Below are 25,390 nucleotides of genomic sequence, written 5' to 3' on the forward strand. Positions count from 1 at the left end.
ACGCTACGCGCGCGTAGGGGCCCGCCGCACTTTCGCACGACGAGCCCCTCCGTGTCCGTTTTGCGGATGTGACCGGCTGTAACCCCCGGTTACTTCTTGCCCTTGCCCGACCCCGCGCTGTCATCGCTGGACAGGACGGCGATGAAGGCTTCCTGCGGAACCTCCACGGAACCCACCATCTTCATCCGCTTCTTGCCTTCCTTCTGCTTCTCCAGCAGCTTCCGCTTCCGGGAGATGTCACCGCCGTAGCACTTGGCGAGGACGTCCTTGCGGATGGCGCGGATGGTCTCACGGGCGATGACCCGGGAGCCGATGGCGGCCTGGATGGGCACCTCGAAGGCCTGCCGCGGGATGAGCTCGCGCAGCTTGGCGACGAGCCGCACGCCGTACGCGTAGGCCGCGTCCTTGTGGGTGATCGCCGAGAAGGCGTCCACCTTGTCGCCGTGCAGCAGGATGTCGACCTTGACCAGGCTCGACGTCTGCTCGCCGGTGGGCTCGTAGTCCAGCGAGGCGTAGCCGCGGGTCTTGGACTTCAGCTGGTCGAAGAAGTCGAAGACGATCTCCGCGAGCGGCAGCGTGTAGCGGATCTCGACCCGGTCCTCCGAGAGGTAGTCCATGCCGAGCAGGGTGCCGCGCCGGGTCTGGCACAGCTCCATGATCGAGCCGATGAACTCGGTGGGCGCGAGGATGGTGGCGCGCACGACCGGCTCGTAGACCTCGTTGATCTTGCCTTCGGGGAACTCGCTCGGGTTGGTGACCGTGTACTCGGTGCCGTCCTCCATGAGCACGCGGTAGACCACGTTGGGGGCGGTGGCGATCAGGTCGAGACCGAACTCGCGCTCCAGTCGCTCCCGGATCACGTCCAGGTGCAGCAGGCCGAGGAAGCCGACGCGGAAACCGAAGCCGAGGGCGGCGGACGTCTCCGGCTCGTAGACCAGCGCGGCGTCGTTGAGCTGCAGCTTGTCCAGAGCCTCGCGCAGCTCGGGGTAGTCGGAGCCGTCCAGCGGATACAGGCCAGAGAAGACCATGGGCTTGGGGTCCTTGTAGCCGCCGAGCGCCTCCGTGGCGCCCTTGGCCTGGCTGGTGACGGTGTCACCGACCTTGGACTGGCGGACGTCCTTCACACCGGTGATCAGGTAGCCCACCTCACCCACGCCGAGGCCGTCGGCGGGGAGCATCTCGGGCGAGTTGGTCCCGATCTCCAGCAGCTCGTGCGTGGCGCCCGTCGACATCATCCGGATGCGCTCGCGCTTGTTGAGCTGGCCGTCGATGACACGGACGTACGTCACGACACCGCGGTAGGAGTCGTAGACCGAGTCGAAGATCATCGCGCGGGCGGGGGCGTCGGCGACCCCGACCGGCGCCGGGATCTCCTTGACGACCTTGTTCAGCAGGGCGTCGACCCCCAGGCCGGTCTTGGCGGAGACCTTGAGGACGTCGTCCGGGTCACAGCCGACCAGGTTCGCCAGCTCCTCGGCGAACTTCTCCGGCTGCGCGGCCGGCAGGTCGATCTTGTTCAGTACGGGGATGATCGTGAGGTCGTTCTCCATCGCCAGGTAGAGGTTGGCGAGGGTCTGCGCCTCGATGCCCTGGGCGGCGTCGACGAGGAGGATGGTCCCCTCGCAGGCGGCCAGCGACCGCGACACCTCGTAGGTGAAGTCGACGTGCCCCGGGGTGTCGATCATGTTGAGGATGTGGGTCGTGCCCTGGTCGGGGCCCTCGGTCGGGGCCCAGGGCAGACGCACCGCCTGGGACTTGATCGTGATACCGCGCTCGCGCTCGATGTCCATCCGGTCGAGGTACTGAGCACGCATCTGCCGCTGCTCGACCACACCGGTCAGCTGGAGCATCCGGTCGGCGAGCGTGGACTTGCCGTGGTCGATGTGCGCGATGATGCAGAAATTGCGGATCAGAGCCGGGGCGGTACGGCTCGGCTCGGGCACATGGTTAGGGGTCGCGGGCACGCAGGGTCCTGTCTCTTGAGGCGCCTTATGCCTCGGGTCGGATCGATACGTAGTCTCCATGGTCCCACGCGGAGGGACCGAGGACCGTTTTGGGCCGCTCGCTGGGCCACTGGTACTGTAGATGGCTGTGCCTCATGCCCTCTCAGCGCGAGGCACGACCAGGAAATTTTGGATCACCGGCACGGGACCCGAGCGGCCCCGCGCCAGAACCTGAAAAGGCTCCTTCGTGGCGAACATCAAGTCCCAGATCAAGCGGATCAAGACCAACGAGAAGGCTCGGCTGCGCAACAAGGCCGTCAAGTCCTCCCTGAAGACCGCGATCCGCAAGGCCCGTGAGGCCGCTGCCGCGGGTGACACCGAGAAGGCCACCGAGCTGCAGCGCGCTGCCGCGCGTGCGCTCGACAAGGCCGTCTCGAAGGGCGTCATCCACAAGAACCAGGCTGCCAACAAGAAGTCGGCGCTCGCTTCCAGGGTCGCGTCCCTCAAGGGCTGAACCTTCTTTCTGATCTGACCGCCGGAAGGACCCAGAGCGGGCCCTCTCTCATCCGCTCCCGTCCGGCATCCCGGATTCGCACGCGGCCTGCGTTCGCCACGCGGGTGCGGATCCTCAGTCTTGATCCGAAGGCCCCGGCGCTCTCCCTTCCCCAGGGTGGGCGGCGGGGCCTTCGGCCTGCCCCGGGCCTCAGCCCCAGAACTCGTTCTCCTTGTCGACGTCGTCGACGCACTCGTCGATGTCGGTGATCCTTTCGCCGACGATGCGCAGGACGAGGCAGCCGTCCACGCGGTGGCGTCTGCCCTCACGCTCGGCGGTGATGTGGTGCAGGGCCACGGCATGGCCCCTGCCGTCGACGAACACATGGCGCAGCTCGGCGCGGAAACTGCCGCCGGTCTCCTGGAAGAGCCTGCGGTACATGCCGATCACCGCGTCCTGGCCCTTGAAGTCGCCCGAGAGCGCGTGGCTGCCGGGCACGTGGTGGGTGACGTCCGCCGTCATCAGCCCGCGCAGGGCGTCCAGATCGACGCGGAGGAAGGCGTCGTAGGCGTCGCGGACGAGGGTCGCGTGCGGGTGCTCAGCCATGGCGACCGCCACCTTTCAGTGCGTCGGCGATGTACGGCTGACACGTACGATTCTCCTCGCCGGCCGCCACGGGGCGACTGGATCAGGCCGGGTCCCGCTGGACCGGCGGGCGACGGCCCGCGGCACCGGCTCATCGAGCGGGGGCGGTTGTCAGCCCCCAGCCGTTGGAACAGGGGCAGTCCGCTGTCAGCCCCGGCCTCTGGAACGCGCGGCCCTGGCGATGGTCACGACAGCCTTCTCCAGCGCGTACTCGGGATCGTCACCGCCGCCCTTCACGCCCGCGTCGGCCTCGGCGACCGCGCGCAGCGCCACGGACACGCCGTCCGGCGTCCAGCCCCGCATCTGCTGGCGCACCCGGTCGATCTTCCAGGGCGGCATGCCCAGCTCACGCGCGAGGTCCGCGGGCCGGCCGCCGCGCGCCGAGGAGAGCTTGCCGATCGCGCGCACTCCCTGGGCGAGCGCGCTGGTGATGAGCACCGGGGCCACGCCGGTCGCCAGTGACCACCGGAGCGCCTCCAGCGCCTCCGCCGTCCGTCCCTCCACGGCCCGGTCGGCGACCGTGAAGCTGGAGGCCTCGGCCCGCCCGGTGTAGTACCGGCCGACGACCGCCTCGTCGATCGTCCCCTCGACATCGGCGACGAGCTGCGACACCGCGGAGGCCAGTTCCCGCAGATCGCTGCCGATGGCGTCGCAGAGCGCCTGGCAGGCCTCCGGCATCGCCGACCGGCCGAGCGAGCGGAACTCCCCCCGCACGAAGGCCAGCCGGTCCGCCGGCTTGGTCATCTTCGGGCAGGCCACCTCCCGCGCGCCCGCCTTGCGCGCGGCGTCCAGCAGCCCCTTGCCCTTCGCGCCGCCCGCGTGCAGCAGCACGAGGGTGATCTCCTCCGCGGGCGAGCCGAGGTAGGCCTTCACGTCCTTGACCGTGTCGGCCGAGAGATCCTGCGCGTTGCGCACGACCACGACCTTGCGCTCGGCGAAGAGCGAGGGACTCGTCAGCTCGGCGAGCGTCCCGGGCTGCACCTGGTCCGGCGTCAGGTCCCGTACGTCGGTGTCGGCGTCGGCGGCCCGGGCGGTGGCCACCACCTCCCGCACGGCACGGTCGAGCAGCAGGTCCTCCTGGCCCACGGCGAGGGTCACCGGGGCGAGAGGGTCGTCGTTCGCAGTGTTTCTGGCCATCGCCTACAGCATCCCACGCGGCACCGACAGCGGACCGGCCCGCGCACCCCGACCGCCCCCGGCTCCTCCCGATCCGAACTCCTGTCCGAACCCCTGGCCCGCCCTCGACCCGCTCCCCGAGTGGAGCCAGGGGTCACGGGTCACGGCTCCTCGCGCCAGCCGTCCCACCGGCCCGCGAACGCGTCCAGCTCGGCGGGGTCGAGCCGGCCGGCCTCGTCGCGCAGCGCCAGCAGCCACTGGGCGTCCTCGGCGTCGTCCTCGCCGGCCAGGGCGTCCCGGACCGGCCGGGGATCCTCGTCGATGCCGAAGTGCTCGGCGAGCGCCTCGGCCACCTCCTCGGCGGTGTCGCGGTCGGGCAGCACCAGCACATGTCTCACATCGCTCACGGACACATTCTCCGGCACCGCAAGGGGCCGGTTCAGCCCGCCTGGTTCCCCTGCCGCACCGCAGGCACCGCGGCCAGCTCGATCCCGAACTCCTCCTGGTACAGGGCCAGCACCTCCTCGTCCGTGGCCGGCTCCCGGGTCTCCTTCCTCCCGTCGGGCGACGTGGTGGTCAGCGCGCGGCCGCCGAGGGTGATCCGCCCGCCGTCCTCGGTCACCCGTGAGCACACCAGGGACCGGGTGAAATGCGAACGCGGCGAGGTGCTGTGCCACCAGGCCCCGCCCATGAAGTCCCCGAGCGCCCGCGGCCGTGTCTCCAGCCGGTACTGCGGTGCGCCGTCCCGCAGCACGTCCAGGTCCGCGCCCCCGGCCGCCGAACCGGCCCCGGCACCGGTCACACCGGCCGGGTCAGGACCGGCCTCCGTCACCCGGAACGTCCCGCCGGGGTCCGACTGCTCACCGCGTTCGGCGAGCGCCAGCGGAAGGTGGCTGTGCGCCCCGAAGCCGACATCGGCGAGCCAGTCGGTGCCGTCCGCCGTGCGCACCCGCAGCGCGAGATGGTCGTACGGGATACCGAGGCGCCCCTCGCTGCCGTACACCCGCCCCGCCAGCAGCGCGACCTCGTAGCCGAGGGCGGCGAGCAACGCCCCGAAGGCGCCGTTCAGTTCGTAGCAGAAGCCGCCCCGCCGCCGTCCGACCACCTTGTCCAGCAGACGCTCCTCCTCCAGGACGATCTCCTCACCCAGGTGGATGGAGAGGTTCTCGAAGGGGACGGTCCGCAGATGGCGCAGGTGCAACTCGCGCAGCGCCTCGGAGCTGGGGTGCTGCGGGCGCGCGGCCCCGATGCGGCGGAGGTAGGCGTCGGCCTGGGCTGGGTTCATGCGCCCAGTCTGGGCGAAGACCCGCCGCTCAGTCTCTCGTCACCCGCACCTCCCCCTCCGGCCCGCCGTCCCCGCCGACCGCGAGCGCCCCGTCCCGGTCGGTGCGCAGCACCGTCGCCCCGCCGGCCCGCAGCGCGGCCACGGTCACCGGTGCCGGGTGGCCGTAGGGGTTGTCGGCGCCGGTGGAGATGAGCGCCACCCGCGGGGCGACCAGCCGTATCAGGTCCGGGTCCTGGTACGCCGAGCCGTGGTGGGCCACCTTCAGCACGTCCACTCTCGCGAGTCCGGCCGCGGCCCCCGAACGCGACAGAGCCTGCTGGGCCGGGGGTTCCAGGTCGCCGAGCAGCAGCAGCCGCAGCCCTCCGGACCGCACGAGCAGGACGACACTGGCGTCGTTCGGGCCGTCGGGCTCCAGTGCCGGTACCCGGCCCGGGGCGGGGGCCGGGGGTGGCCACAGCACCCGCCAGCTCAGCGCCCCGCTTCGTCGCTCCTCCCCCGCCACCGCCGTGATGAGCGGGATGTGCCGTCGCGCCGCCTCCCTTCTGACGAACTCGGCCTGGTCGGCCGGTTCCTGGTAGACCGTGGTCTCGATCGCGGCCACCGAGCGGCCCCGCAGCACACCCGGCAGTCCCGTGACGTGGTCGGCGTGGAAATGGGTCAGAACGAGCAGCGGGACCCGCGTGACGCCCAGTGCCCGCAGGCAGTGGTCCACCAGCTCCGGATCGGGTCCGGCGTCCACCACCACCCCGGTCCCGTCACCGGCCGCCAGCACGGTGGCGTCCCCCTGCCCGACGTCGCACATCGCGTACCGCCAGCCCGGGGGCGGCCAGCCCGTGATCACCCGGGTCAGCGGCACCGGACGGACCACCGCCAGCAGGAGCAGCACGGCCAGAGCGGCGCACCACCCGGGATGCCGTGGCAGCCGCCGCCCGGCCGACACGACGGCCACGGTGACCGCCGCGAGCAGCAACGCCCCGGGCAGGCTCGCCGGCCAGTCCACTCCCGCGCCTGGCAGTGCCGCGCCGGTCCGGGCGATCTGCGCGATCCATCCGGCGGGCCAGCCGGCGCACCATGCCAGCGCCTTGGCCGCGGGCATCGTCACCGGTGCGACGGCCAGCGCCGCGAACCCCAGCACCGTGGCCGGCGCGACCGCCACCTCGGCGAGCAGATTGCAGGGCACCGCCACCAGGCTCACCCGGGCCGACAGCATCGCCACGACCGGAGCGCACAGGGCCTGTGCGGCGGCTGCGGCGGCCAGCGCCTCCGCGAGCCGGGCGGGTACCCCGCGCCGCTGCAGCGCCTCGCTCCAGCCGGGCGCCAGCACCAGCAGCGCCCCGGTGGCCAGCACGGAGAGCAGGAACCCGTGACTGCGGGCCAGCCACGGGTCGTACAGGACCAGCAGCAGCACGGCCGTGGCCAGGGCCGGGATCATGGATCTGCGGCGTCCGGTCGCCAGGGCGAGGAGGGCTACCGTGCCGCAGGCCGCGGCCCGCAGCACGCTGGGGTCAGGACGGCACACGATCACGAAGCCGAGCGTGAGCGCCGCCGCCAGCAGCGCGGTCGCCCGCAGCGGAAGCCCCAGGCGCGGGGCGAGTCCGCGGCGCTCGGCGCGCTGGGCGAGGCCGGGCGGCCCGAGGAGCAGGGCGAGCAGGATCGTGAGGTTGCTGCCGGAGACGGCGAGCGTGTGCGCGAGGTCCGTCTCCTTGAAGGCCTCGTCGAGTTCCGGCGTGATCCGTGAGGTGTCGCCGACGACCAGCCCGGGCAGCAGCGCCCGGGCGTCGGCGGGCAGTTCCCCGGTCGCCTCCCGCAGCCCGGCCCTGAGCCGGCCCGCCAGCCGCTGCGGGCCGTTCGGCCCCGCCGCGATCTCCGGCTCCGGATCACCACGTACGCGCAGCACGGCCGCGGTGCGGTCCCCGCCCGTCAGGGCGGGCGCCAGCCGGGCGGTCACCCGCAGCCGGGTGGACGGCAGCAGTGCGAGCCAGGCGGAGCGCGCCTCGCGCGGACCCCTGACGGCGGGCACGTCCCCGCCGGGAGGCGCCCTCGGCGCCGGGACGTCCCGGTCCACGACCATCAGTACGGGGCTCCGCGTCCGCACGGTCGTCCCGTCGTCCTGCTCGACGCTCCGCACCTCCGCCCGGGCCAGCACCGCCACGGGTGCCGCGTGGTCGCCCCGCACCCGTGGTCTGCTGAGCCAGGGGTCGCCGCTCAGCTCGATCTCGGCGGTCACGGTGGCGAACCGCCGCGCCGCCTCCGGCACCGGGCCGCGCCGTACGTCCGCGCCGTGCAGCCCGGCGGAGGCGGCGGCCGCTGCCACGCACAGGAGCACCGCGGCGACCGGGGCGCGGGACCGGGCGAACCGGCCGGGACCGGCCCGGCGCCGCGCCGACAGCAGAGCGGCCCCGGCGATGCCGCAGCCGACCGCTAGGACGGCACTCCAGGCCGGCGAGGCGCCGAGCACCACCGCAGCCGTCCCCCAGGCGGCGAGGGCGGGCGGCACCAGGCGCAGGTCGGCCGGGGCCTCGAGCTCGCCCGCGTGGCCGCTCCCGCGCCGGTCCCCGGGAGCCTCCCTGCCGGGTCGCGGCCGTCCCGCCCCGGCCCCTCCCCCGCTCATGGCCGCACCATCGCGCGCAGGTCGGCGAAGCGGCGGTCGCCGATCCCGTTGACCTGGCGCAGTTCGTCCACCGAGCGGAAACCGCCGTGCCGGGTCCGGTAGTCGATGATGTGCTGGGCCAGCACCGGACCGACCCCGGGCAGGGTGTCGAGCTGCTCCACGGTCGCCGTGCTGAGGGAGACCGGGGCCGCGGGCCCCGCGCCCGCCGCCGCTCCGCCCGCGCCGTTAGCGGGACCGGGCGGGGCGGCCGCCGTTCCCACGGACGCGCCGACCAGCACCTGTTCGCCGTCCACCAGGAAGCGGGCCCGGTTGAGTCCTTCGGTGCTCACCCCCGGCCGGACCCCGCCCGCCGCGCGCAGCGCGTCCGCCACCCGGGAACCGGCCGGAAGCCGCCGGATTCCTGGCCTGCGGACCTTGCCACCGACGTCCACGACGATCTCCGCGGCGGGCGCCGTCGAGGCGCCCGCGGCGGACGTGTTCGCGGAGGAGGCGCCGGTGGACCGGCCTGACTTCACGTTCTCGTCCTCGCGCGCGTACGGCGCCTCGGCCCGCACCACCTGAGGAGCGCCGACCGTCTCCGTGCGGCCCGCCCAGAAGTGCTGGACGGCGAACACGGCGGCAGCCACGAGCACCACGGCCAGCGCGGCCACGCCCCGCCGCTCCACCCCGCACCGCGTCTGCATCCAGACCGGCAGACGCTCGCGCACCGCGAGCCCGGTCCGCTCCCGCAGAGTGGGCACGAGCCGTCGCGCCGGTTCGAAGCGGCTTGCGGCATCCGCCGGTTGCGTGTCGTGGACGCCGGCCGGATCCGCGCCGTGGGCCGTGGCGGCCGGCTCGGCGTCATGCGCCGCCTCGTTCGTCCCGCCCGGAGCCGATGGCGCCGTGCTCAGCGACCGCGGTCCGTGCGCGGGCCCTGTCACGCTCGGCGTGTTCGCGGGAAGCCCGCCGTCCGGCGGGGCGTTGCCCGACTCCGGCCAGTGCGCGGTGCGTTCGCCGAAGAGGAGTTCCGCACGGCGGCGTAGTTCCTCGGCCGGTGCGGGGGTGCGGTGCCGGGCGCGGGGGCGGCGGACGCGGCCGTCGGAGGTGGGTCCACGGCCCGGTCCGCTGGTCGGGGTGGCCGTACGTGAACGTGATCGAAGTGCCATGCGGCGAGGATCGGACATCTCGCCGATTCACGATGATCTTGGTCAATTCCCGTGGATCGTCGCCCCGTTGTGGAAATCCCCACCATCCGAACGAGTGATCACATCCCGCGCGATCGCATCCCCCCGTGAGCGCACCCCGCACGAGCACACCGCCGAGCGGCGCCCCTCAGCGCGGCGAGACGACCGCGCCCAGCAGCCCGGGCCCGGTGTGCGCCCCGATCACCGCGCCGACCTCGCTGACGTGCAGGTCGGCCAGCCCGGGCACTCGGGCCCGCAGCCGGTCGGCGAGGGCGGACGCCCGGTCGGGAGCGGCGAGATGGTGGACGGCGATGTCCACCTCGGCGCCGCCCGCCCGGTCGGCGACGATCTCCTCGAGGCGGGCGATCGCCCGGGACGCCGTGCGGACCTTCTCCAAGGGTTCGATGCGGCCGCCCTCCAGCTGGAGCAGCGGCTTGACGGCCAGCGCGGAACCGAACAGTGCCTGTGCGGCGCCGATGCGCCCGCCGCGGCGCAGATAGTCGAGCGTGTCGACGTAGAAGTAGGCGGAGGTGCCGGCGGCCCGCTTCTCGGCGGCGGTGACGGCCTCGTCCACGGTGCCGCCCGCCTCCGCCGTCTCGGCAGCGGCCAGGGCGCAGAAGCCCAGGGCCATCGCGATCATCCCGGTGTCCAGCACCCGCACCGGAACCGGCGCTTCGCCCGCCGCGAGGACCGCCGCGTCGTAGGTGCCGGACAGCTCGGCGGACAGGTGCAGGGAGACGATGGCGCTCGCGCCGGATTCGGCGACCCTGCGGTAGGTCTCCGCGAACATCTGCGGGCTGGGCCGGGAGGTGGTGACCGGGCGACGTTTCTGCAGTGCCTGGGCGAGGGAGCGGGTCGAGATCTCGGTGCCCTCTTCGAGCGCCTGGTCACCGAGGACCACGGTCAGGGGCACCGCGGTGATGCCGTGGCGCTCCATCGTCCGTGGCGGCAGGTAGGCCGTTGAATCGGTGACGATCGCGACATGGCGGGACATGAGCTGGAGGTTACCTGCCGTGGTGCCCGTACGGCAGCCCGGCCCCCGTCCCGCGGTCCCGGAGCGGTCCGGTCAAGTGGTGCTCTCGGGGCGCGGTTTCTTCTGCCAGGGGTAGGCCGGGCGCGGCGACGGCGGGGTGAGCGCGGCCGGCGCCGGCGCCTCACCGGAGCGGGGTGCGCGCGGGCCGGGCCCGGGCTGCCGGCCGGCGGCGTCGTCGGCCGCTGCCGGGGCGTCCGGCCACGGCGGCGGCGCCTGCTGGGGTTCGGTGTGCGTCCAGTGCCGCAGGGCGCCGGTCTCGATGTCGATCTGTGCGCTGAGCGCGTCCAGGTCGTCCTCGGCGAAGCGGTGGGCCCGGTCGCGGGCCGCCCAGCGGAGCGAGTCCGCGGAGTGGGTGATCCGCTCCGTGCGACGGCGCAGTTCGGGAAGGTGCGCGGCGAGCGTCGTCCGGTCCGGCTCGGACTCCAGGCGCTTGAGGTCGGCGTCCAGCTCCTGCCCGTGCGTGCTGAGCCGCTGGAAGAGGCCGAGCGACTCCCGGAGCGACTCGTCCTCGGTCACGCCCGCGTGCAGCGCGTCCTGAGTGGCGCGCATCGAACCGCGCAGTGCGAGCCGCAGCTGGGCGATCTCACCGGCCGGGCCGACCTGGGCGATGGATTTGGCGCGCAGGGTGTGGTCCTCGACCGTACGCCGGGCCTGCGCGATCGTGCGGTCCACACCGCGCTTGGCGGCGCCGACCGCCTTGACCGTGGCGTACGCGCCGAGCCCGATGAAGACCAGGAACAGCAGGGCGAACACGGTGATCACTGTTTCCATGCCGCTCCTCCTCAGCCCGGCGCGGGCTTCGCCGCTGTGCTCTCCACGGTAAACGCAGCGGGCAGGCCCGGGGTTCCGGAGAAACCCCGAACCTGCCCGTAGGGGACTACCCCGAGGTGTCCGGTACCCCGGCCCCCGGCGCGTTCACTCGGCTACGCGGTCACGCCGGAACGATGTTCACCAGCTTCGGCGCCCGCACGATCACCTTGCGGATGGCCGCGCCGTCCAGCGCGGCGACGACCTTCTCGTCCGCCAGCGCCACCTTCTCCAGCTCCTCGTCGGAGATGGCCGGCGACACCTCCAGACGTGCCTTGACCTTGCCCTTGACCTGCACGACACAGGTCACGGTCTCGTCCACCACGTACCGCGGGTCGGCGACCGGGAAGTCCTGGTGGACGACCGAGTCGGCGTGGCCCAGCTTGCGCCACAGTTCCTCGGCGACGTGCGGGGCCAGTGGGGCGACCAGCAGCACCAGCGGCTCGGCGACCGAGCGCGAGACCTCGCCACCGGCCTTGGTCAGGTGGTTGTTCAGCTCGGTCACCTTGGCGATGGCGGTGTTGAAGCGCAGGCCCTCCAGGTCCTGGCGCACACCGTCGATCGCCTTGTGCAGGGCGCGCAGCGTGTCCTCGCCGGGCTCGGCGTCGGTGACGGTGACCTCGCCGGTGTTCTCGTCGACGATGTTGCGCCACAGCCGCTGCAGCAGCCGGAACTGACCGACCACCGCGCGCGTGTCCCACGGCCGCGACACGTCCAGCGGGCCCATCGCCATCTCGTACAGGCGCAGCGTGTCGGCGCCGTACTCGGCGGCGATCTCGTCCGGGGTCACCGCGTTCTTCAGGGACTTGCCCATCTTGCCCAGCAGGCGGGTGACCTTCTCGCCCTGGTAGTAGTACGCGCCGTCCCGCTCCTCGACCTCGGCGGCGGGCACCGCGATGCCGCGGCCGTCGCGGTAGACGTAGGCCTGGATCATGCCCTGGTTGAACAGCTTGTGGAACGGCTCCGCGGAGGAGACGTGTCCCAGGTCGAACAGGACTTTGGACCAGAAGCGCGCGTACAGCAGGTGCAGCACGGCGTGCTCGGCGCCGCCCACGTACAGGTCGACACCGCCGTGCGGCAGGCCCTCGCGCGGGCCCATCCAGTAGCGCTCGATCTCCGGGTCGACCAGCTGCCGGTCGTTGTGCGGGTCCAGGTAGCGGAACTCGTACCAGCAGGAACCGGCCCAGTTGGGCATGGTGTTGGTCTCGCGCCGGTACTTCTTCGGCCCATCGCCCAGGTCCAGGGTGACGTTGACCCAGTCCTCGTTGCGCGACAGCGGGGTCTCGGGCTGCGTGTCGGCGTCGTCAGGGTCGAAGGTGCGCGGGCTGTAGTCCTCGACCTCGGGCAGCTCCAGCGGCAGCATCGACTCGGGCAGCGCGTGGGCGACGCCGTCCTCGTCGTAGACGATCGGGAAGGGCTCGCCCCAGTAGCGCTGGCGGCTGAACAGCCAGTCGCGCAGGCGGAAGTTGACGGTGCCCTCTCCGATGCCCCGGCGGTCCAGCCACTCGGTGATGCGGGCCTTGGCCTCGGTGACGCCCAGGCCGTCCAGGGAGATCTCGGCGTTGGCGGAGTTGATGAGCTTCGCGTCGTACGACCCGAAGGCGTCCTCCCAGGTGGAGGTGTCCGTGCCGCGGCCGTCGGTGGGCTCGACGACGCAGTGGATCGGCAGTTCGAAGGCGCGCGCGAACTCGAAGTCGCGCTGGTCGCCGGCCGGGACGGCCATGATCGCGCCGGTGCCGTAGCCCATCAGGACGTAGTCGGCGATGAAGACGGGGACCTGCTCGCCGTTGACCGGGTTGGTGGCGTACGCGCCGATGAAGACGCCGGTCTTGTCCTTGGCCTCGGCCTGCCGCTCGACGTCCGACTTGGAGGCGGCCTGCGCGCGGTAGGCGGCGACGGCCTCGGCGGGCGTGGCGTGGCCGCCGGTCCACACCTGGTGGGTGCCCTCGGGCCAGGCCTGCGGGGTGAACTTCTCCACCAGCGGGTGCTCGGGGGCCAGCACCATGTAGGTCGCGCCGAACAGGGTGTCGGGGCGGGTGGTGAAGACCGTGATGCGCTCGCCGTCGATCGGGAAGTCGACGCGGGCGCCCTCGGAGCGGCCGATCCAGTTGCGCTGCTGCAGCTTGATGGCCTCGGGCCAGTCCAGCGCCTCCAGGTCCTCCAGCAGCCGGTCGGCGTAGGCGGTGATGCGCATGTTCCACTGGCGCAGCTTGGCCTTGAAGACCGGGTAGTTGCCGCGCTCGGAGCGGCCGTCGGCGGTGACCTCCTCGTTGGCCAGCACGGTGCCCAGGCCGGGGCACCAGTTGACCGGCGCGTCGGAGGCGTAGGCCAGGCGGTACTCGCCCAGGACCTCGGCGCGCTCGACGGCGCTCAGCTCGTGCCAGGGGCGCCCGCCGGGCACCGCGCGCTCACCGGACTCGAACCGGGCGACCAGCTCGGAGATCGGGCGCGCCGCCCCGGCCTCGTCGTCGTACCAGGAGTTGAAGATCTGCAGGAAGATCCACTGGGTCCACTTGTAGTACTCCGGGTCGATCGTGGCGAACGACCGGCGCTTGTCGTGGCCCAGGCCCAGCCGGCGCAGCTGGGCCTTCATGTTCTCGATGTTCGCCTCGGTGGACACACGCGGGTGCGTGCCGGTCTGCACGGCGTACTGCTCGGCGGGCAGGCCGAAGGCGTCGAAGCCCAGGGTGTGCAGGACGTTGTGGCCGGTCATCCGCTGGAACCGGGCGTACACGTCGGTGGCGATGTAACCCAGGGGGTGACCGACGTGCAGGCCCGCGCCCGAGGGGTAAGGGAACATGTCCATGATGAACTTCTTGGGCCTGGCGGCCACCTCGGGGTCACCGGCCAGGTCACCCTTGGGGTTCGGCGCCGCGTAGGTGCCGTCGGCGTCCCAGAAGTCCTGCCAGCGTGCCTCGATCTCGGCCGCCATGGCGGCCGTGTAGCGGTGCGGCGCGGCCACCTCGGCGGTGGCAGCGGGGTTCGTCTCGCTCATGATCCTCAAAGCTCCATCGATCGTCTCTGCCTGCGGCTGCCTGCGGCTGTGACACTCAGGAAACGAAAAATCCCCTCGCACAGGAGGGGACGCCGCGCCGATGCCGACCACACGGTTCGACCGGTGGGTCGGTACTGATCAGCGCGGCCCGCTAAGCAGAAGGCGTACGGCACGCATGGCGCTAGGGTACCGCAGCCCTTGAGCAAGCCGCGACGCGCTTCCGTATGCCTGGTGGACATGACACACCGCCCGACACAACTGAACCAAGGTCAAAGATTACTTCGCGTAACAGCCGCTAAGGGACACCGTCCCAGTCGCATTGTCCTTTGATAACAACGCAATAACTCAAAGCTCCTACTGATCGGTATGGCGCCACTTAGAGTTCGGCAGCGGGACCGCTTTCCCGAAACTGCTCGGAGTTGCCCCCATGAACCCTCGTCGTAGTAACAGCTCGCTCCCCAAACCGGGCCGGTCGGCCTACGGGGTGGCGTCCGCCGTCGTCCTGCTGCTCATACCCGTGGTCGTGCTGGTCGGAGGCAGCCAGTTCCAGGAGTTCCTGAACTTCGGGGCGGGCGTGCTCTCCCTGGTCTCGCTGAGCTCCTCGGTGATCTGGGGGCTGTTCGCCCAGGACCGGATCTTCCTGAACACGCGCCAGCGGATCGTCGGCCAGGCGGTGCACCGGACGACCGCGGTCGCCTCCATCGCGTTCCTGCTGCTGCACATCAGCGCCAAGATCGCGCTGGACCACACCAAGCTGATCGCCGCGATCATCCCGTTCTCGCTCGGCCTCACCGGAAGCGCCGGCCTGATCGGCCTGGGCTCGCTGGCGGGCCTGTTGATGATCTTCGTGGGCGTGACCGGCGCCCTGCGCAGCAACTTCGCCGCGCCGGCCCCGGTCGCCGCCCGCTGGCGGGCGATGCACATGCTGGCCTACCCGGCCTGGTGCGCGGCGCTGGTGCACGGGCTCTACGCGGGCCGCCAGGCCAAGCCGGTCTTCGTGATCCTCTACAGCCTGTCCCTGCTCGGCGTGATGGGCGCGCTGGCGCTGCGCTCCGCCCCGCGCCCCTTCAAGCGCAGGGTCGCCGACCGGCTCGTCGCCGTCCTGGGCAGCTCGGAGCGGCGGGGGTTCGACGAACTGGACGCGAGCCGCTCGCGGGCCACCGAGTCCGCCCTGCCGGGTTTCGAGTCCCGGCGCGAGCCGAGGCCGTCGCCCGCCGGTCTCCCGTCCGCCCCGCTGTACCAGACCCCCGCCGCGCCGGCCGCCGAGCCCGCCTCCGGCTTCGCGGCCGCCTATCGCGCGGTGTCCACGCCGGGCCGCCCCCAGCAGCCGTTCACGGCCGACCGGACCGCGCGCATGGATCTGCCGCTGGACATGCAGGCCACGGAGGCGATGCCGCGTGTGGACGGCCCGTCCAGCACCTCGGGGAGCTGGCCCATCCCGTCCCCGCCGCCGGTCGGCGAGGCCCCGCCGTCGGCGTACGACCCGCTCCAGGACACCGGATACAACATCCCGGCCTACGGCAATCCGGGCACCGGCGGATACGGCGGACGTGACGTGTACGACACCGGTGAGACGAACGCCTCGTACGGGACGTACAACTCGGGTGACACGTACAACAGCGGTCCCGCCACCGAAACAACTCCCGGCGCGTACGACGCGCCGGGTTCGGGCGAACCTTGGAACACGCCTTCCGGAGGCTATAGGTGAACGAGGCCCTGCCCGACGTCCCGGAAGTCCGCGTGGTCGGCCTTCCCCAGCTGACCTCGGGCTTCGACCTTGTGGAGCGGCTCGACCTGCCCATGCACCTGAAGGTGCACGGGCCGCTCGACCCGCTGGGCGGCGAACAGCTCGCCCAGCTCGCCGAGCGCATCGGCCTCAAGGGCCGCGGCGGTGCGGGCTTCCCTTTCCACAGGAAGCTGCGCTCGGTCGCCGAGTCGGCGATCAAGCGCGGGGTGCGGCCGGTCGTCGTCGTCAACGGCAGTGAGGACGAACCGGCCTGCCGCAAGGACACGGTGCTCATCAACCGTGCCCCGCACCTCATCCTGGACGGCGCCCTGCTGTGCGCCGAGGCGCTCGGTGCCCGCACGCTCGTGATCGGGGTCACCCGGGAGTCCACCCAGCGCTCCATGGAGGCCGCGCTGGCCGAACGCGGCCTGAGCAACAGCCGCAGGTCGGCCCTGCGCGCGTGGGTGCAGCGCAACCCGGTCCGGATGGTCACCGGCGCCGCCGCGTCGCTGATCCGTTCGGTCGACGGCGGCCCGGCGATCCCGCCCGGCCGCAAGATCAGCGCCTCGCAGAGCGGCGTCGGCGGTGCGCCCACGCTGCTGTCGAACGCGGAGACGTTCGCGCAGCTCGCCATCGCCGCCCGCATCGGCCCCGAGCGCTACGGCAACACCGGCCTGTACGACGAGCCGGGCACCGTCATGCTCACCGTCTCCGGAGCGGTCGCCCGGCCGATGGTGCTCGAGGTCCCCACCGGCGTGCCGCTGCGCTACGTCCTGCAGCTGGCCGGCGCCCCGCCGGTGCCGCAGGGCGTGCTGACCGGCGGCTACCACGGCAAGTGGATCGACGCCGCGACCGTCAACGAGGCGATCGTCTCCCGCAACTCGCTGGACGCGGTGGGCGGTTCGCTGGGCGCGGGCGCGATCCTGCCGATCAGCCAGGAGACCTGCCCGCTGGGCGAGTCGCTGCGGGTGGCCCAGTGGCTGGCCGAGGAGAGCGCCGGCCAGTGCGGCCCCTGCTACCTGGGACTGCCCGCCGCCGCGCGCGGCCTCGAGGACATCCTGAACGGAGGCGGGCCGGCCGCCCTGGAGGCCCTGAAGCAGGTCGCGAAGAACGTGAAGCGGCGCGGGGCGTGTTCGCACCCCGACGGCTCCGCCATGTTCCTGGAGTCGACCATCAAGGCGTTCACCGACGACCTGGCCGCGCACGTCCTCGGCAACGGCTGCGGACGGCCCGTGGAGGGCGTGCTGCCGCTCTTCGAGGGGGGCAGGGCCCCGGCGGGCATCCCGGGCGGCGCGGAGTCCGAGGAGACCGGCGGCAGCCGCCAGAAGATCCACGTCGACTGGACGCTGTGCCGGGGCCACGGTCTCTGCGCCGACATCCTCCCCGAGGTCTTCGAACTCGGCGCGGACGGCTTCCCGACGGTGGCGCAGGCTCAGGTGCCGCGTTACGCCGAGGCGAAGGCGCTGCGCGCGGTGCGCCGCTGCCCCGCCCTGGCGCTGCGCATCGAGGAGGACACCCGCGGCCAGGCGCCGTCACGCAACCTGCCCGTCCTCTCCCAGGGCCGAGGCCGGCGGGCCCTCGGCCGCTGACGACCCGACCGCGCGCGACGGGGGCCGGGCCGGGCACCCCCCGTCGCGCGTCCGTCGGAGCACACGCGCGCGTACGAGCGGATCGCGATGGCGAACACATCCGCGACAGGGAACGTGACATGAAACGTGACAGGGAACACGTCGAAGGCGGATCATCCGTTCGGATGATCCGCCTTCGATTTCTGTGGAGCTAAGGAGAATTGAACTCCTGACCTCCTGCATGCCATGCAGGCGCTCTACCAACTGAGCTATAGCCCCTTGCCTTGTTCCGCCCGGTTTCCCCGGCGGCGACGCCAACATTACACGGTCCTCGGGGTGCAGTACCAAATCGGTTTCCGCTTGGCTCCCATACGGGGGCTAATGTCTGCTTTCGTGACCCTGACAGCGTTCCCCGGAGCCCGGCGTCGCGTGCCGGTGGCTGCGGGCGCGTGCCTGGTGTCGTTCACGGCGTTCTGGCTGGCCCAGCGGGCCGCGCACGTGTCGATGATCGATCTGATGGTGTACCGGGCCGAGGGCGCCACCGTCCGCGCGGGCGGTGATCTGTACGCGCTGCGGGCGACCGCCGCGCACCTGCCCACCACCTATCCCCCTTTCGCGGCCCTGCTGTTCACCGCGTTGACGCTGCCGAGCACCTCGGTCCTGCGCACGCTGGCCACGGCCGGGAACCTGGTCCTGCTGCTGGTGTTCGTGCGGCTGTCCCTGAGACTCGCCGGCCACACGCGCGTGGAGACCGTCTGGTGGGTCGCGGCGGTGGCGGTCTGGTGCGAGCCGGTGTGGACGACCCTGCGCTACGGCCAGGTCAATCTGCTGCTGGCCACGGTGGTGCTGTGGGACCTGACCCGGCGCCCCGGCGGCGCCGGCCGCTGGGCCGGTGCGGGGCTCGGGCTCGCCGCCGCGGTGAAGCTGACGCCGGCGCTGTTCCCGGTCTTCCTGCTGGCCACGGGGATCGTGGCCCGGCTGCGGGGCGGCGACGGCGAGCCGTGGCTGCGTCACGCGCGCGGGGCGGCCCTCGCGTTCGCCGGTGCCACGCTGCTCGCGGCGGCCGCACTGCCGTACGACTCCTGGAGGTTCTGGACGGACACGGTGTTCCGCTCGGACCGGGTCGGGCACGCCGAGGACACCGCCGACCAGGCCCTGCGCGGCGTTCTGGCGCGGCTGCTGCACACTCCGGACCCGGGAGCCGTCTGGACGGCCTGCGCGGCCGTGGTGGCCGCCGTGGGGCTCGCGGTGGCGGTGCGGGCGGAGCTGCGCGGGATGCGGGCCTGGGCGGTGTGCTGCTGCGCGGTCACCGCGCTGCTGGTCAGCCCGGTGTCGTGGACGCACCACTGGGTGTGGTGCGTGCCCCTGGTGCTGCTGCTGTGGACACGAGGACACCGGGCGGCGGCCCTGGGCACGGCCCTGGTGTTCTGCTCGTACGCCCCCTGGTGGGTGCCGCACGGCCCGGCGCGGCCCGAACTGCACCAGAGCGGCGCCCAGATGACGCTCTCGGCCCTCTACGCGGGGACCGCCGCGCTGTTCCTGGCGCTGGCCCGGACCCCGACATCGTTGCCGGGGCAAGGGCAGAGGTCAGGGATACGTCAAGCGGTGACGAAGGAGTAGAACCTCTTGAGCGTGCAGTGCTCCTCGAGCAGACGGCCGTAGATCGGCTCGCCCTCCAGCTCGCGGTAGGTCTCGATCGGGTCGCCTTTTATGATCAGCGCCCGCGCGCATTCCTCGCACCAGTACTGGTAGTCGGGATTGATCGGCTCCATGTCACGGACGATCGGCGTACCACTGCCGCACCAGTCGCACTTTCGCCTGTGTGCACCCATCGATCAGCTCCAGCTGTGGCCGCAGGCCGTGCACACGTAGGAGATTCCGCCGTTGTCGCCGAGAACTTGCGCCACATGCCCGGAACCGCAGGAAGGGCAGCTGAGCCGGGTGGTCGTGTCCCGTATCAACGCAGCACCGAGGAGGTGGCCGACCTCCCCAAGGATGCTCGCAGGCATCGCTACTCCTCCCGTCGGGCCGCGCCCCCTTCCGGCCGTTTGATTCTGCCACGGCCGGGCCAATACGGTCAGCGACGCCTCGGTACCGGTCCGGACACGGCGCCCCTCGCGGCCGGGCCGGCCGGTGTCCGCGCGCCCACCGGGAACGCCTCCGTGGAGGTATACGCCCGCGGGACCCATGTGACTCAAGCCGGCACGGGACCAGTCTGCCCAACACCGCCCCGCCGGGTCAGCCGGACGGGCCGGTAACGCGAGGACAGGCCATCCGGAACCGTCGCCCGAACGTCGCCGGAACACAGAGGATCCCGCCCCCTGAGGGGGACGGGATCCTCATCAAGCGATCTCTGACAACTCGACAGAGTGTCGATCCGTGGAGCTAAGGAGAATTGAACTCCTGACCTCCTGCATGCCATGCAGGCGCTCTACCAACTGAGCTATAGCCCCTTGTCCCACGCGGCGAGCCGCATGGTGTTTCGCCCCGCTCGGCGGGGCGAACAAGAAGAACTTTAGCCTGTGACCTGCCGGAAAGTGAAATCCGGGTCCCCGGGGGGAACGGCGGGTCCGGGGGCCGCTCAGTCGTCGTCGCCGAGGACGGGCTCCGGGAGGGTGCCCGCGTTGTGCTCCAGCAGGCGCCAGCCACGGGCGCCCTCGCCGAGGACCGACCAGCAGCAGTTGGACAGGCCGCCGAGGCTCTCCCAGTGCGGGGCCTCGAGGCCGAGGAGCCGTCCGATGGTGGTGCGGATGGTGCCACCGTGGCTGACCACCACGAGGGTGCCGTCCTCGGGCAGTTTGTCGGCGTGCCGCAGCACGACGGGAGCGGCGCGGTCGGCGACCTCGGTCTCCAGCTCGCCGCCGCCGCGTCGGACCGCCTCGCCGCGCTTCCAGGCCGCGTACTCCTCGCCGTGGCGGGTGATGATCTCGTCGTGTGTCAGCCCCTGCCAGACGCCCGCGTAGGTCTCGCGCAGGCCCTCGTCGCGGGTGACGTCGAGCCCGGTGAGGGCGGCCAGCTCGGCGGCCGTGTTCGCGGCCCGTCGCAGGTCGGAGGAGACGATCGCGTCAGGCCCGAGGGAGGCGAGCAGCCGGGCGGCGCGGCGGGCCTGGCCGATGCCGGTCTCGGTCAGCTCGACGTCCGTGCTGCCCTGGAAGCGGCGTTCGACGTTCCACGAGGTCTGGCCGTGCCGCCACAGGATGATGCGGCGGCCCCGGCCCCTGCGGTCGGTCACTTCGCCGGTGGCACTCATCGCCAGTCCCCGTCCGGCTCCTCAGCGGCCTCGGCGGCCTGCAGCTTGGCGTGCTCCTCGGCCTTGCCGCGGGTGGCCTTGGCGTCGGCGGGCAGCTCGAGCTCGGGGCAGTCCTTCCACAGCCGCTCCAGGGCGTAGAAGACGCGCTCCTCGCTGTGCTGGACGTGGACGACGATGTCGACGTAGTCGAGCAGGATCCAGCGGGACTCGCGGTCGCCCTCCCGGCGTACGGGCTTGGCGCCGAGTTCCTTCAGCAGGCGCTCCTCGATCTCGTCGACGATCGCCCGGACCTGGCGGTCGTTCGGCGCGGAGGCCAGCAGGAATGCGTCCGTGATCGACAGCACGTCGCTGACGTCGTAGGCGATGACGTCGTGGGCGAGCTTGTCGGCCGCCGCCTGGGCGGCGGTGTTGATGAGATCGAGGGAACGGTCGGTGGCGGTCACTACGCGGCTTTCGGTCGGCGGTCTGTTGACCTCAAGGGTCTCACGGACCGCCTGGCGCACCCCACGCGATTACGGCATCGCGTGGGGTGCCCCGGCCGCGCTCAGGAGGAGGCGGGCCGGTAGTCGCCGCCGAGGACGACCGAGACGTCGGCGCCGGAGGACACGGTGCCCTTGGCCACGGAGCCGGCCGGCAGGCCCAGTGTCTTGGCGACCTCGGCGGCGTTCGCCTTGTCGGCGGCGTCGGCGTAGAGCACCTGGGAGGTGGTCCGGGCGCCGGACGCGGTGCCGCCCTCGAGGAAGGTGAAGCCGCCGTTCAGGAGCACGACGCGGGCCTTCTCGGTGTCGTCCTTCACGCCGGTGGCGTTCTGGACGGAGACCCGCACCGCCGATCCCGCGTCGGGGCTCTTGGCGGTGCCGCCGAGGATGTCCTTGACCACGCTGTCACCGGTCGCCGCGCTCAGGGTGCCGTCGGTCTGCACGGGCAGCACGGCCGTCCGGTAGTCGCCGCCCTTGGCGAGGTCGGCGAGGCCGGCGAGGAAGGTGCCGAGGTCCTTGTCGGTCAGCGGCGGGTCGAGGATCTGCGCCAGGCTCTGCACGGTGGTGGTGGCGCCCGCGGGCTCGGAGGAGAGCTTGCGGAGCACACCCTGCATGACCTGCCCGAACCGCTCGAGCTGGGCGTTCTGGGACTCGCCGGACGCGCGGTAGGTGGCGTAGGCGACGGCCATCTTGCCGCTGAGGGTCTGCGCCTTGCCCCGGTGGACCAGCGCGGAGGAACCCTTCTTCTTGGCGTCCGGGTCGGGCACGTCGGTGTCGGTGTCGATGTCGATGTTGCCGACCAGGTCGACGAGGTTCTGCAGGTAGGGGGTGTCCAGGCGCCAGGTGCCCTGGATGCTGGTCCCGAGGACGGTGTCGAGCTGGTCGCGGGTGCCGGAGGCTCCGTCGTCGTCCACGGACTTGGCGAGCGTCGTGGTGGAGCCGTCGTCGCCGCTCAGCGCGAGGGAGTTGGGCAGCAGCACGGTGGTGCCCTGCTTGGTGGTGGTGTTGTCGACCAGCAGTGCCGTGGAGGTGCCGGACCCGCCGGTGTTGTGCAGGTGCACGACGATCACGTCGCGCTTCTGGGCGCCCACCGGTGTGGCCGTGCCCGTCCCGGAGCCGGAGGAGGACAGGCCGGGCAGCTTGCCTGCGTACCAGAGGTAGCCGACGCCGCCCACGGCGACGAGGGCGAGGACGACGACGAGGGCGATGATCCGGCTGCGGGCGCGGCGGCGGGCCTCCTCGCGGCGCTCGGTGCGGTTCTCCGTGAACGCCAGCCAGTCGATGACGTCCTCGGACTCGCCGTCGGGCTCCTCCACGAAGGCGAACTGCTCGTTGCCCCGTTCCGCCTCACCGGGGGCGGCGGCGGGCTCGGGGGCCTCGGGCTCCCGCGGTGCGGTGGTGCCGCCGGGGCCGGTCTGCTGCGGGATGTAGGCGGTCTGTTCGGCGACCCGGGGGTACTGCCCGCTCGTCGCCGTCTGCCCGTAGGGGTCGTACGGGGCGGAGGTTCCCCGGTCGCCGGTGCCGTAGGCGTCGTACGGGGCCTGGGAACCGTAGGGGTCGTAGGAGGGCGTGGCGGGCTGCGGCCGGCCGGTGCCGTACGCGTCGTAGGACTGCGGCTGCTGGGGGCCCGTCGCGTACGGGTCGTAGCCGTAGCCCTGCTGGGCGTACGGGTCGTAGGACTGCTGTGGCGCCTGCTGTGCCGGGATCTGCCGGTACACGGGCTGCCCGTACTCGTCGTAGCCGACGAGTTCGTACGGGGCGGCGCCCTGGGCGGCGTCATCCGCGTCGTATCGGTCGTTCACCGGTGCCCCTCTCGGCTCACTCGCCGCGGTACAGCTCGCGCTTGTCGATGTAACGCACGACTCCGTCCGGCACCATGTACCAGATGGGGTCGCCCTTGGCGACTCTCGCGCGGCAGTCCGTCGAGGAGATGGCGAGCGCGGGAACCTCGACGAGCGAGACGCCGCCCTCCGGCAGCCCCTGGTCGGTCAGGTGGTGGCCGGGGCGGGTGACGCCGATGAAGTGCGCGAGGGAGAACAGTTCCTCGGAGTCCCGCCAGGTGAGGATCTGGCCGAGGGCGTCGGCACCGGTGATGAAGAACAGGTCGGTGTCGGGGTTGAGGGCCCGCAGGTCGCGCAGGGTGTCCACGGTGTAGGTGGGGCCGCCGCGGTCGATGTCGATGCGGCTGACGGAGAACTGCGGGTTCTCGGCCGTGGCGATGACCGTCATCAGGTAGCGGTCCTCGGCCGGGGACACCTTCCCCTGGGACTTCTGCCACGGCTGGCCGGTGGGCACGAACACCACCTCGTCCAGCTGGAACTGGGCGGCGACCTCGCTGGCCGCCACGAGGTGCCCGTGGTGGATCGGGTCGAACGTTCCGCCCATGACGCCGAGGCGGCGCTTGCCCGGGTGGGCGGGGCCGTTGCCCGGCCGTGGCACCGGGGTGTGCACCGGACCGGTGGGCATGTCCTGCTCTTCCATGCGTGCAGACCCTACCGGCCCGGTCCGAGGGCCCTGGCCGGGGACGGGGTCCCGGTTCAGCGGTCGCGGTTGAAGCGGGTCGTGATCCACAGCAGGAGCAGCAGGATGACCAGCGCGCCGCCGCCGGTGACCGCCGGGTTCAGGCTGTTGTGGTTGCCGCCGCGCTCCTCACCCTCGGCGGCGAGGGTGACCAGCTGGGCGGCGGCGAGGTGGAGGCTCATCGGCAGGACCTATCGCGTGTGGGCGGGATGAACATGTCGGCTCATCGTAAGCGGGCGGCCCGGCGGCGATCACCCCGACTCCGCCGTCGCGGCGGACGCGGGGCGTCGAGTGCGGCGCCGGGTGGGAACTTCAGCGGCCCGTCAGTCGTCCTTCTGCTTGTAGCCGCGCAGCAGGAGCCATGCGGTCAGTGCGCAGCCGAGGAACATCACGATCAGAACGATCCGGAGCAGGTTGCCCGATCCGTGCTGCTGGGCGGCGGTGCCGGCGGCCTCGGTCAGCCAGGTGGCCGGGGGGCGGTACTCCATGACGTGGTCTCCTTCGCTGTACTGCCCGTCCACGGTAACTCCGCCTAGGCTGGCCCCTGTCTCGGGGGCGACAGTGGCACTGACACGCACATGGGGGAAGACATGTCCGACGACGGCCGTGAGCAGACCGGGCACGAGCGCGTGCCGAGCAGGCAGCGCAGGCGTTTCCCGGGGATCTCCTCGCGTGCTTACGAGCATCCGGCCGACCGGTCGGCTCTGGTGGCGCTGCGCAAGCTGAGCGGTTTCGACACCGTGTTCAAGGCGCTCAGCGGGCTGCTGCCGGAGCGGAGTCTGAGGCTGCTGTTCCTGTCCGACTCGGTTCGTGTCTCGGAGCGGCAGTTCGCGCATCTGCACGACATGCTGCTGGACGCCTGCTACATCCTGGACCTGGAGAAGGTCCCGCCGATGTACGTCACGCAGGACCCGCAGCCGAACGCGATGTGCATCGGTCTGGACGAGCCGGTCATCGTGGTCACCACGGGCCTGGTCGAACTGCTCGACGAGGAGGAGATGCGGGCGGTCGTGGGGCACGAGGTGGGGCACGCCCTGTCCGGTCACTCGGTGTACCGCACGATCCTGCTGTTCCTGACGACGCTGGCCCTGAAGGTCGCCTGGATACCGCTGGGCAACATAGCGATCATGGCGCTCGTCACCGCGCTCCGGGAGTGGTTCCGCAAGTCGGAGCTGTCGGCGGACCGGGCGGGGCTGCTGGTGGGGCAGGATCTGCGGGCCTCCATGCGCGGCCTGATGAAGATGGCGGGCGGCAACCATCTGCACGAGATGAACGTGGACGCGTTCCTGGAGCAGGCCGAGGAGTACGAGGCCGGCGGCGACCTGCGCGACTCGGTGCTGAAGATCCTGAACGTGCTGCCCCGCTCGCACCCCTTCGCCACCATCCGGGCCGCGGAGCTGAAGAAGTGGGCCGAGTCCCGGGACCACCAGCGCCTGATGGACGGCCACTACCCGCGGCGCAGCGAGGACAAGGACACCTCGGTGAGCGACTCCTTCCGTGAGTCCGCCGCGAGCTACGCCAGCGATGTGAAGACCTCGAAGGACCCGCTGATGAAGCTGGTCACGGACCTCGCGGGCGGCGCCGGCGACCTCGGCGGACGGGTCCGCCGCGGCTTCGACGGCTTCCGCAGCCCGGCCCCGCCGAAGGACGGCCCGCAGGACGGCCCGCGGGACGCCTCGGAGCAGGACGGGGAGTAGCGGAACCACGCCTCGGCGCCCGGGCCGGGCCGGGCCGGGCCGTCAGAACTTCGGGCGTG

The 25,390-nt window shown here is 72.1% G+C and carries 22 protein-coding genes and 2 tRNA genes; 5 read left to right on the forward strand and 19 right to left on the reverse strand.

The window, feature by feature from the left end; genetic code table 11:
- Nucleotides 1–89: 89 nt before the first annotated feature.
- Nucleotides 90–1,964 (reverse strand): translation elongation factor 4, encoded by a 1,875-nt coding sequence (gene lepA, locus ACZ6B1_RS05800; protein ID WP_468775292.1) that lies wholly within the window; start codon nucleotides 1,962–1,964, stop codon nucleotides 90–92.
- 226 nt (nucleotides 1,965–2,190) lie between these two features.
- On the opposite strand from lepA, the gene rpsT reads away from it, so the two are divergent.
- Entirely contained in the window at nucleotides 2,191–2,457 is a 267-nt protein-coding gene (rpsT, locus tag ACZ6B1_RS05805) for a 30S ribosomal protein S20 (RefSeq protein ID WP_468775294.1), read from the forward strand.
- A 189-nt stretch (nucleotides 2,458–2,646) separates the two neighbouring features.
- Here rpsT and ACZ6B1_RS05810 read toward each other — a convergent pair whose 3' ends face one another.
- From ACZ6B1_RS05810 to leuS, 9 genes are all read right to left on the reverse strand, one after another.
- Entirely contained in the window at nucleotides 2,647–3,042 is a 396-nt protein-coding gene (locus ACZ6B1_RS05810; protein ID WP_468775296.1) for a nuclear transport factor 2 family protein, read from the reverse strand.
- 186 nt (nucleotides 3,043–3,228) lie between these two features.
- A complete protein-coding gene (gene holA, locus ACZ6B1_RS05815; protein WP_468775298.1) occupies nucleotides 3,229–4,218 on the reverse strand; it encodes a DNA polymerase III subunit delta in 990 nt (329 codons plus the stop codon).
- Nucleotides 4,219–4,358: 140 nt separating this feature from the next.
- Nucleotides 4,359–4,604, reverse strand: a complete 246-nt coding sequence (locus ACZ6B1_RS05820) for a hypothetical protein (RefSeq protein WP_351659459.1) — start codon at nucleotides 4,602–4,604, stop codon at nucleotides 4,359–4,361.
- A 32-nt stretch (nucleotides 4,605–4,636) separates the two neighbouring features.
- On the reverse strand, nucleotides 4,637–5,482 hold the full coding sequence (locus ACZ6B1_RS05825) for an arylamine N-acetyltransferase family protein (RefSeq protein WP_468775300.1): 846 nt from the start codon (nucleotides 5,480–5,482) through the stop codon (nucleotides 4,637–4,639).
- A gap of 28 nt (nucleotides 5,483–5,510) precedes the next feature.
- Nucleotides 5,511–8,093 carry a ComEC/Rec2 family competence protein gene (locus tag ACZ6B1_RS05830; protein WP_468775302.1) on the reverse strand — a complete coding sequence of 861 codons (2,583 nt, stop codon included), beginning with the start codon at nucleotides 8,091–8,093 and terminating at the stop codon, nucleotides 5,511–5,513.
- The gene (locus ACZ6B1_RS05835) at nucleotides 8,090–9,238 is read right to left on the reverse strand and encodes a ComEA family DNA-binding protein (protein WP_468775304.1); all 1,149 of its coding nucleotides are present in this window, start codon (nucleotides 9,236–9,238) and stop codon (nucleotides 8,090–8,092) included. Before ACZ6B1_RS05835 ends, ACZ6B1_RS05830 begins: the two co-directional genes overlap by 4 nt.
- 166 nt (nucleotides 9,239–9,404) lie before the next feature.
- On the reverse strand, nucleotides 9,405–10,250 hold the full coding sequence (locus tag ACZ6B1_RS05840) for a DegV family protein (RefSeq protein WP_468775306.1): 846 nt from the start codon (nucleotides 10,248–10,250) through the stop codon (nucleotides 9,405–9,407).
- 72 nt (nucleotides 10,251–10,322) lie between these two features.
- Entirely contained in the window at nucleotides 10,323–11,060 is a 738-nt protein-coding gene (locus tag ACZ6B1_RS05845; RefSeq protein WP_468775308.1) for a hypothetical protein, read from the reverse strand.
- 160 nt (nucleotides 11,061–11,220) lie between these two features.
- Nucleotides 11,221–14,091 carry a leucine--tRNA ligase gene (gene leuS, locus ACZ6B1_RS05850; protein ID WP_468775310.1) on the reverse strand — a complete coding sequence of 957 codons (2,871 nt, stop codon included), beginning with the start codon at nucleotides 14,089–14,091 and terminating at the stop codon, nucleotides 11,221–11,223.
- A gap of 427 nt (nucleotides 14,092–14,518) precedes the next feature.
- Between leuS and ACZ6B1_RS05855 the strand changes: the two genes are divergently transcribed.
- On the forward strand, nucleotides 14,519–15,799 hold the full coding sequence (locus ACZ6B1_RS05855) for a cytochrome b/b6 domain-containing protein (protein ID WP_468775311.1): 1,281 nt from the start codon (nucleotides 14,519–14,521) through the stop codon (nucleotides 15,797–15,799).
- Nucleotides 15,796–17,406, forward strand: a complete 1,611-nt coding sequence (locus ACZ6B1_RS05860) for an NADH-ubiquinone oxidoreductase-F iron-sulfur binding region domain-containing protein (protein ID WP_468775313.1) — start codon at nucleotides 15,796–15,798, stop codon at nucleotides 17,404–17,406. The genes ACZ6B1_RS05855 and ACZ6B1_RS05860 overlap by 4 nt, the downstream gene beginning before the upstream one ends.
- 185 nt (nucleotides 17,407–17,591) lie before the next feature.
- Here the strand turns inward: ACZ6B1_RS05860 and ACZ6B1_RS05865 are convergent.
- Nucleotides 17,592–17,664 (reverse strand) — tRNA-Ala (locus tag ACZ6B1_RS05865).
- A gap of 102 nt (nucleotides 17,665–17,766) precedes the next feature.
- Here ACZ6B1_RS05865 and ACZ6B1_RS05870 point away from each other — a divergent pair.
- Nucleotides 17,767–19,005, forward strand: a complete 1,239-nt coding sequence (locus tag ACZ6B1_RS05870) for a glycosyltransferase 87 family protein (RefSeq protein WP_468775315.1) — start codon at nucleotides 17,767–17,769, stop codon at nucleotides 19,003–19,005.
- Here ACZ6B1_RS05870 and ACZ6B1_RS05875 read toward each other — a convergent pair.
- From ACZ6B1_RS05875 to ACZ6B1_RS05910, 8 genes are all read right to left on the reverse strand, one after another.
- Nucleotides 18,984–19,217, reverse strand: coding sequence for a hypothetical protein (locus ACZ6B1_RS05875; RefSeq protein WP_006136074.1), 234 nt, complete (start codon nucleotides 19,215–19,217; stop codon nucleotides 18,984–18,986). The two genes, ACZ6B1_RS05870 and ACZ6B1_RS05875, sit on opposite strands and share 22 nt — an antisense overlap.
- Nucleotides 19,218–19,765: 548 nt before the next feature.
- A tRNA-Ala gene (locus tag ACZ6B1_RS05880) sits at nucleotides 19,766–19,838 on the reverse strand.
- A gap of 128 nt (nucleotides 19,839–19,966) precedes the next feature.
- The gene (locus ACZ6B1_RS05885; RefSeq protein WP_468775317.1) at nucleotides 19,967–20,635 is read right to left on the reverse strand and encodes a histidine phosphatase family protein; all 669 of its coding nucleotides are present in this window, start codon (nucleotides 20,633–20,635) and stop codon (nucleotides 19,967–19,969) included.
- A complete protein-coding gene (gene rsfS / locus ACZ6B1_RS05890; RefSeq protein WP_143632222.1) occupies nucleotides 20,632–21,078 on the reverse strand; it encodes a ribosome silencing factor in 447 nt (148 codons plus the stop codon). Before rsfS ends, ACZ6B1_RS05885 begins: the two co-directional genes overlap by 4 nt.
- Nucleotides 21,079–21,179: 101 nt before the next feature.
- Nucleotides 21,180–22,916 carry an LCP family protein gene (locus tag ACZ6B1_RS05895; protein ID WP_468775319.1) on the reverse strand — a complete coding sequence of 579 codons (1,737 nt, stop codon included), beginning with the start codon at nucleotides 22,914–22,916 and terminating at the stop codon, nucleotides 21,180–21,182.
- Between the two features lie 16 nt (nucleotides 22,917–22,932).
- Nucleotides 22,933–23,595, reverse strand: coding sequence for a nicotinate-nucleotide adenylyltransferase (nadD, locus tag ACZ6B1_RS05900; protein WP_468775321.1), 663 nt, complete (start codon nucleotides 23,593–23,595; stop codon nucleotides 22,933–22,935).
- Nucleotides 23,596–23,651: 56 nt separating this feature from the next.
- Complete coding sequence (locus tag ACZ6B1_RS05905) at nucleotides 23,652–23,816, reverse strand: hypothetical protein (RefSeq protein ID WP_468775323.1); 165 nt, start codon at nucleotides 23,814–23,816, stop codon at nucleotides 23,652–23,654.
- A gap of 141 nt (nucleotides 23,817–23,957) precedes the next feature.
- Entirely contained in the window at nucleotides 23,958–24,122 is a 165-nt protein-coding gene (locus ACZ6B1_RS05910) for a hypothetical protein (protein ID WP_358927355.1), read from the reverse strand.
- Nucleotides 24,123–24,224: 102 nt separating this feature from the next.
- Between ACZ6B1_RS05910 and ACZ6B1_RS05915 the strand changes: the two genes are divergently transcribed.
- Nucleotides 24,225–25,331, forward strand: coding sequence for a M48 family metallopeptidase (locus ACZ6B1_RS05915; protein ID WP_468775325.1), 1,107 nt, complete (start codon nucleotides 24,225–24,227; stop codon nucleotides 25,329–25,331).
- Nucleotides 25,332–25,390 lie beyond the last annotated feature (59 nt).

The sequence above is a fragment of the Streptomyces sp. NPDC041129 genome, assembly GCF_055592265.1.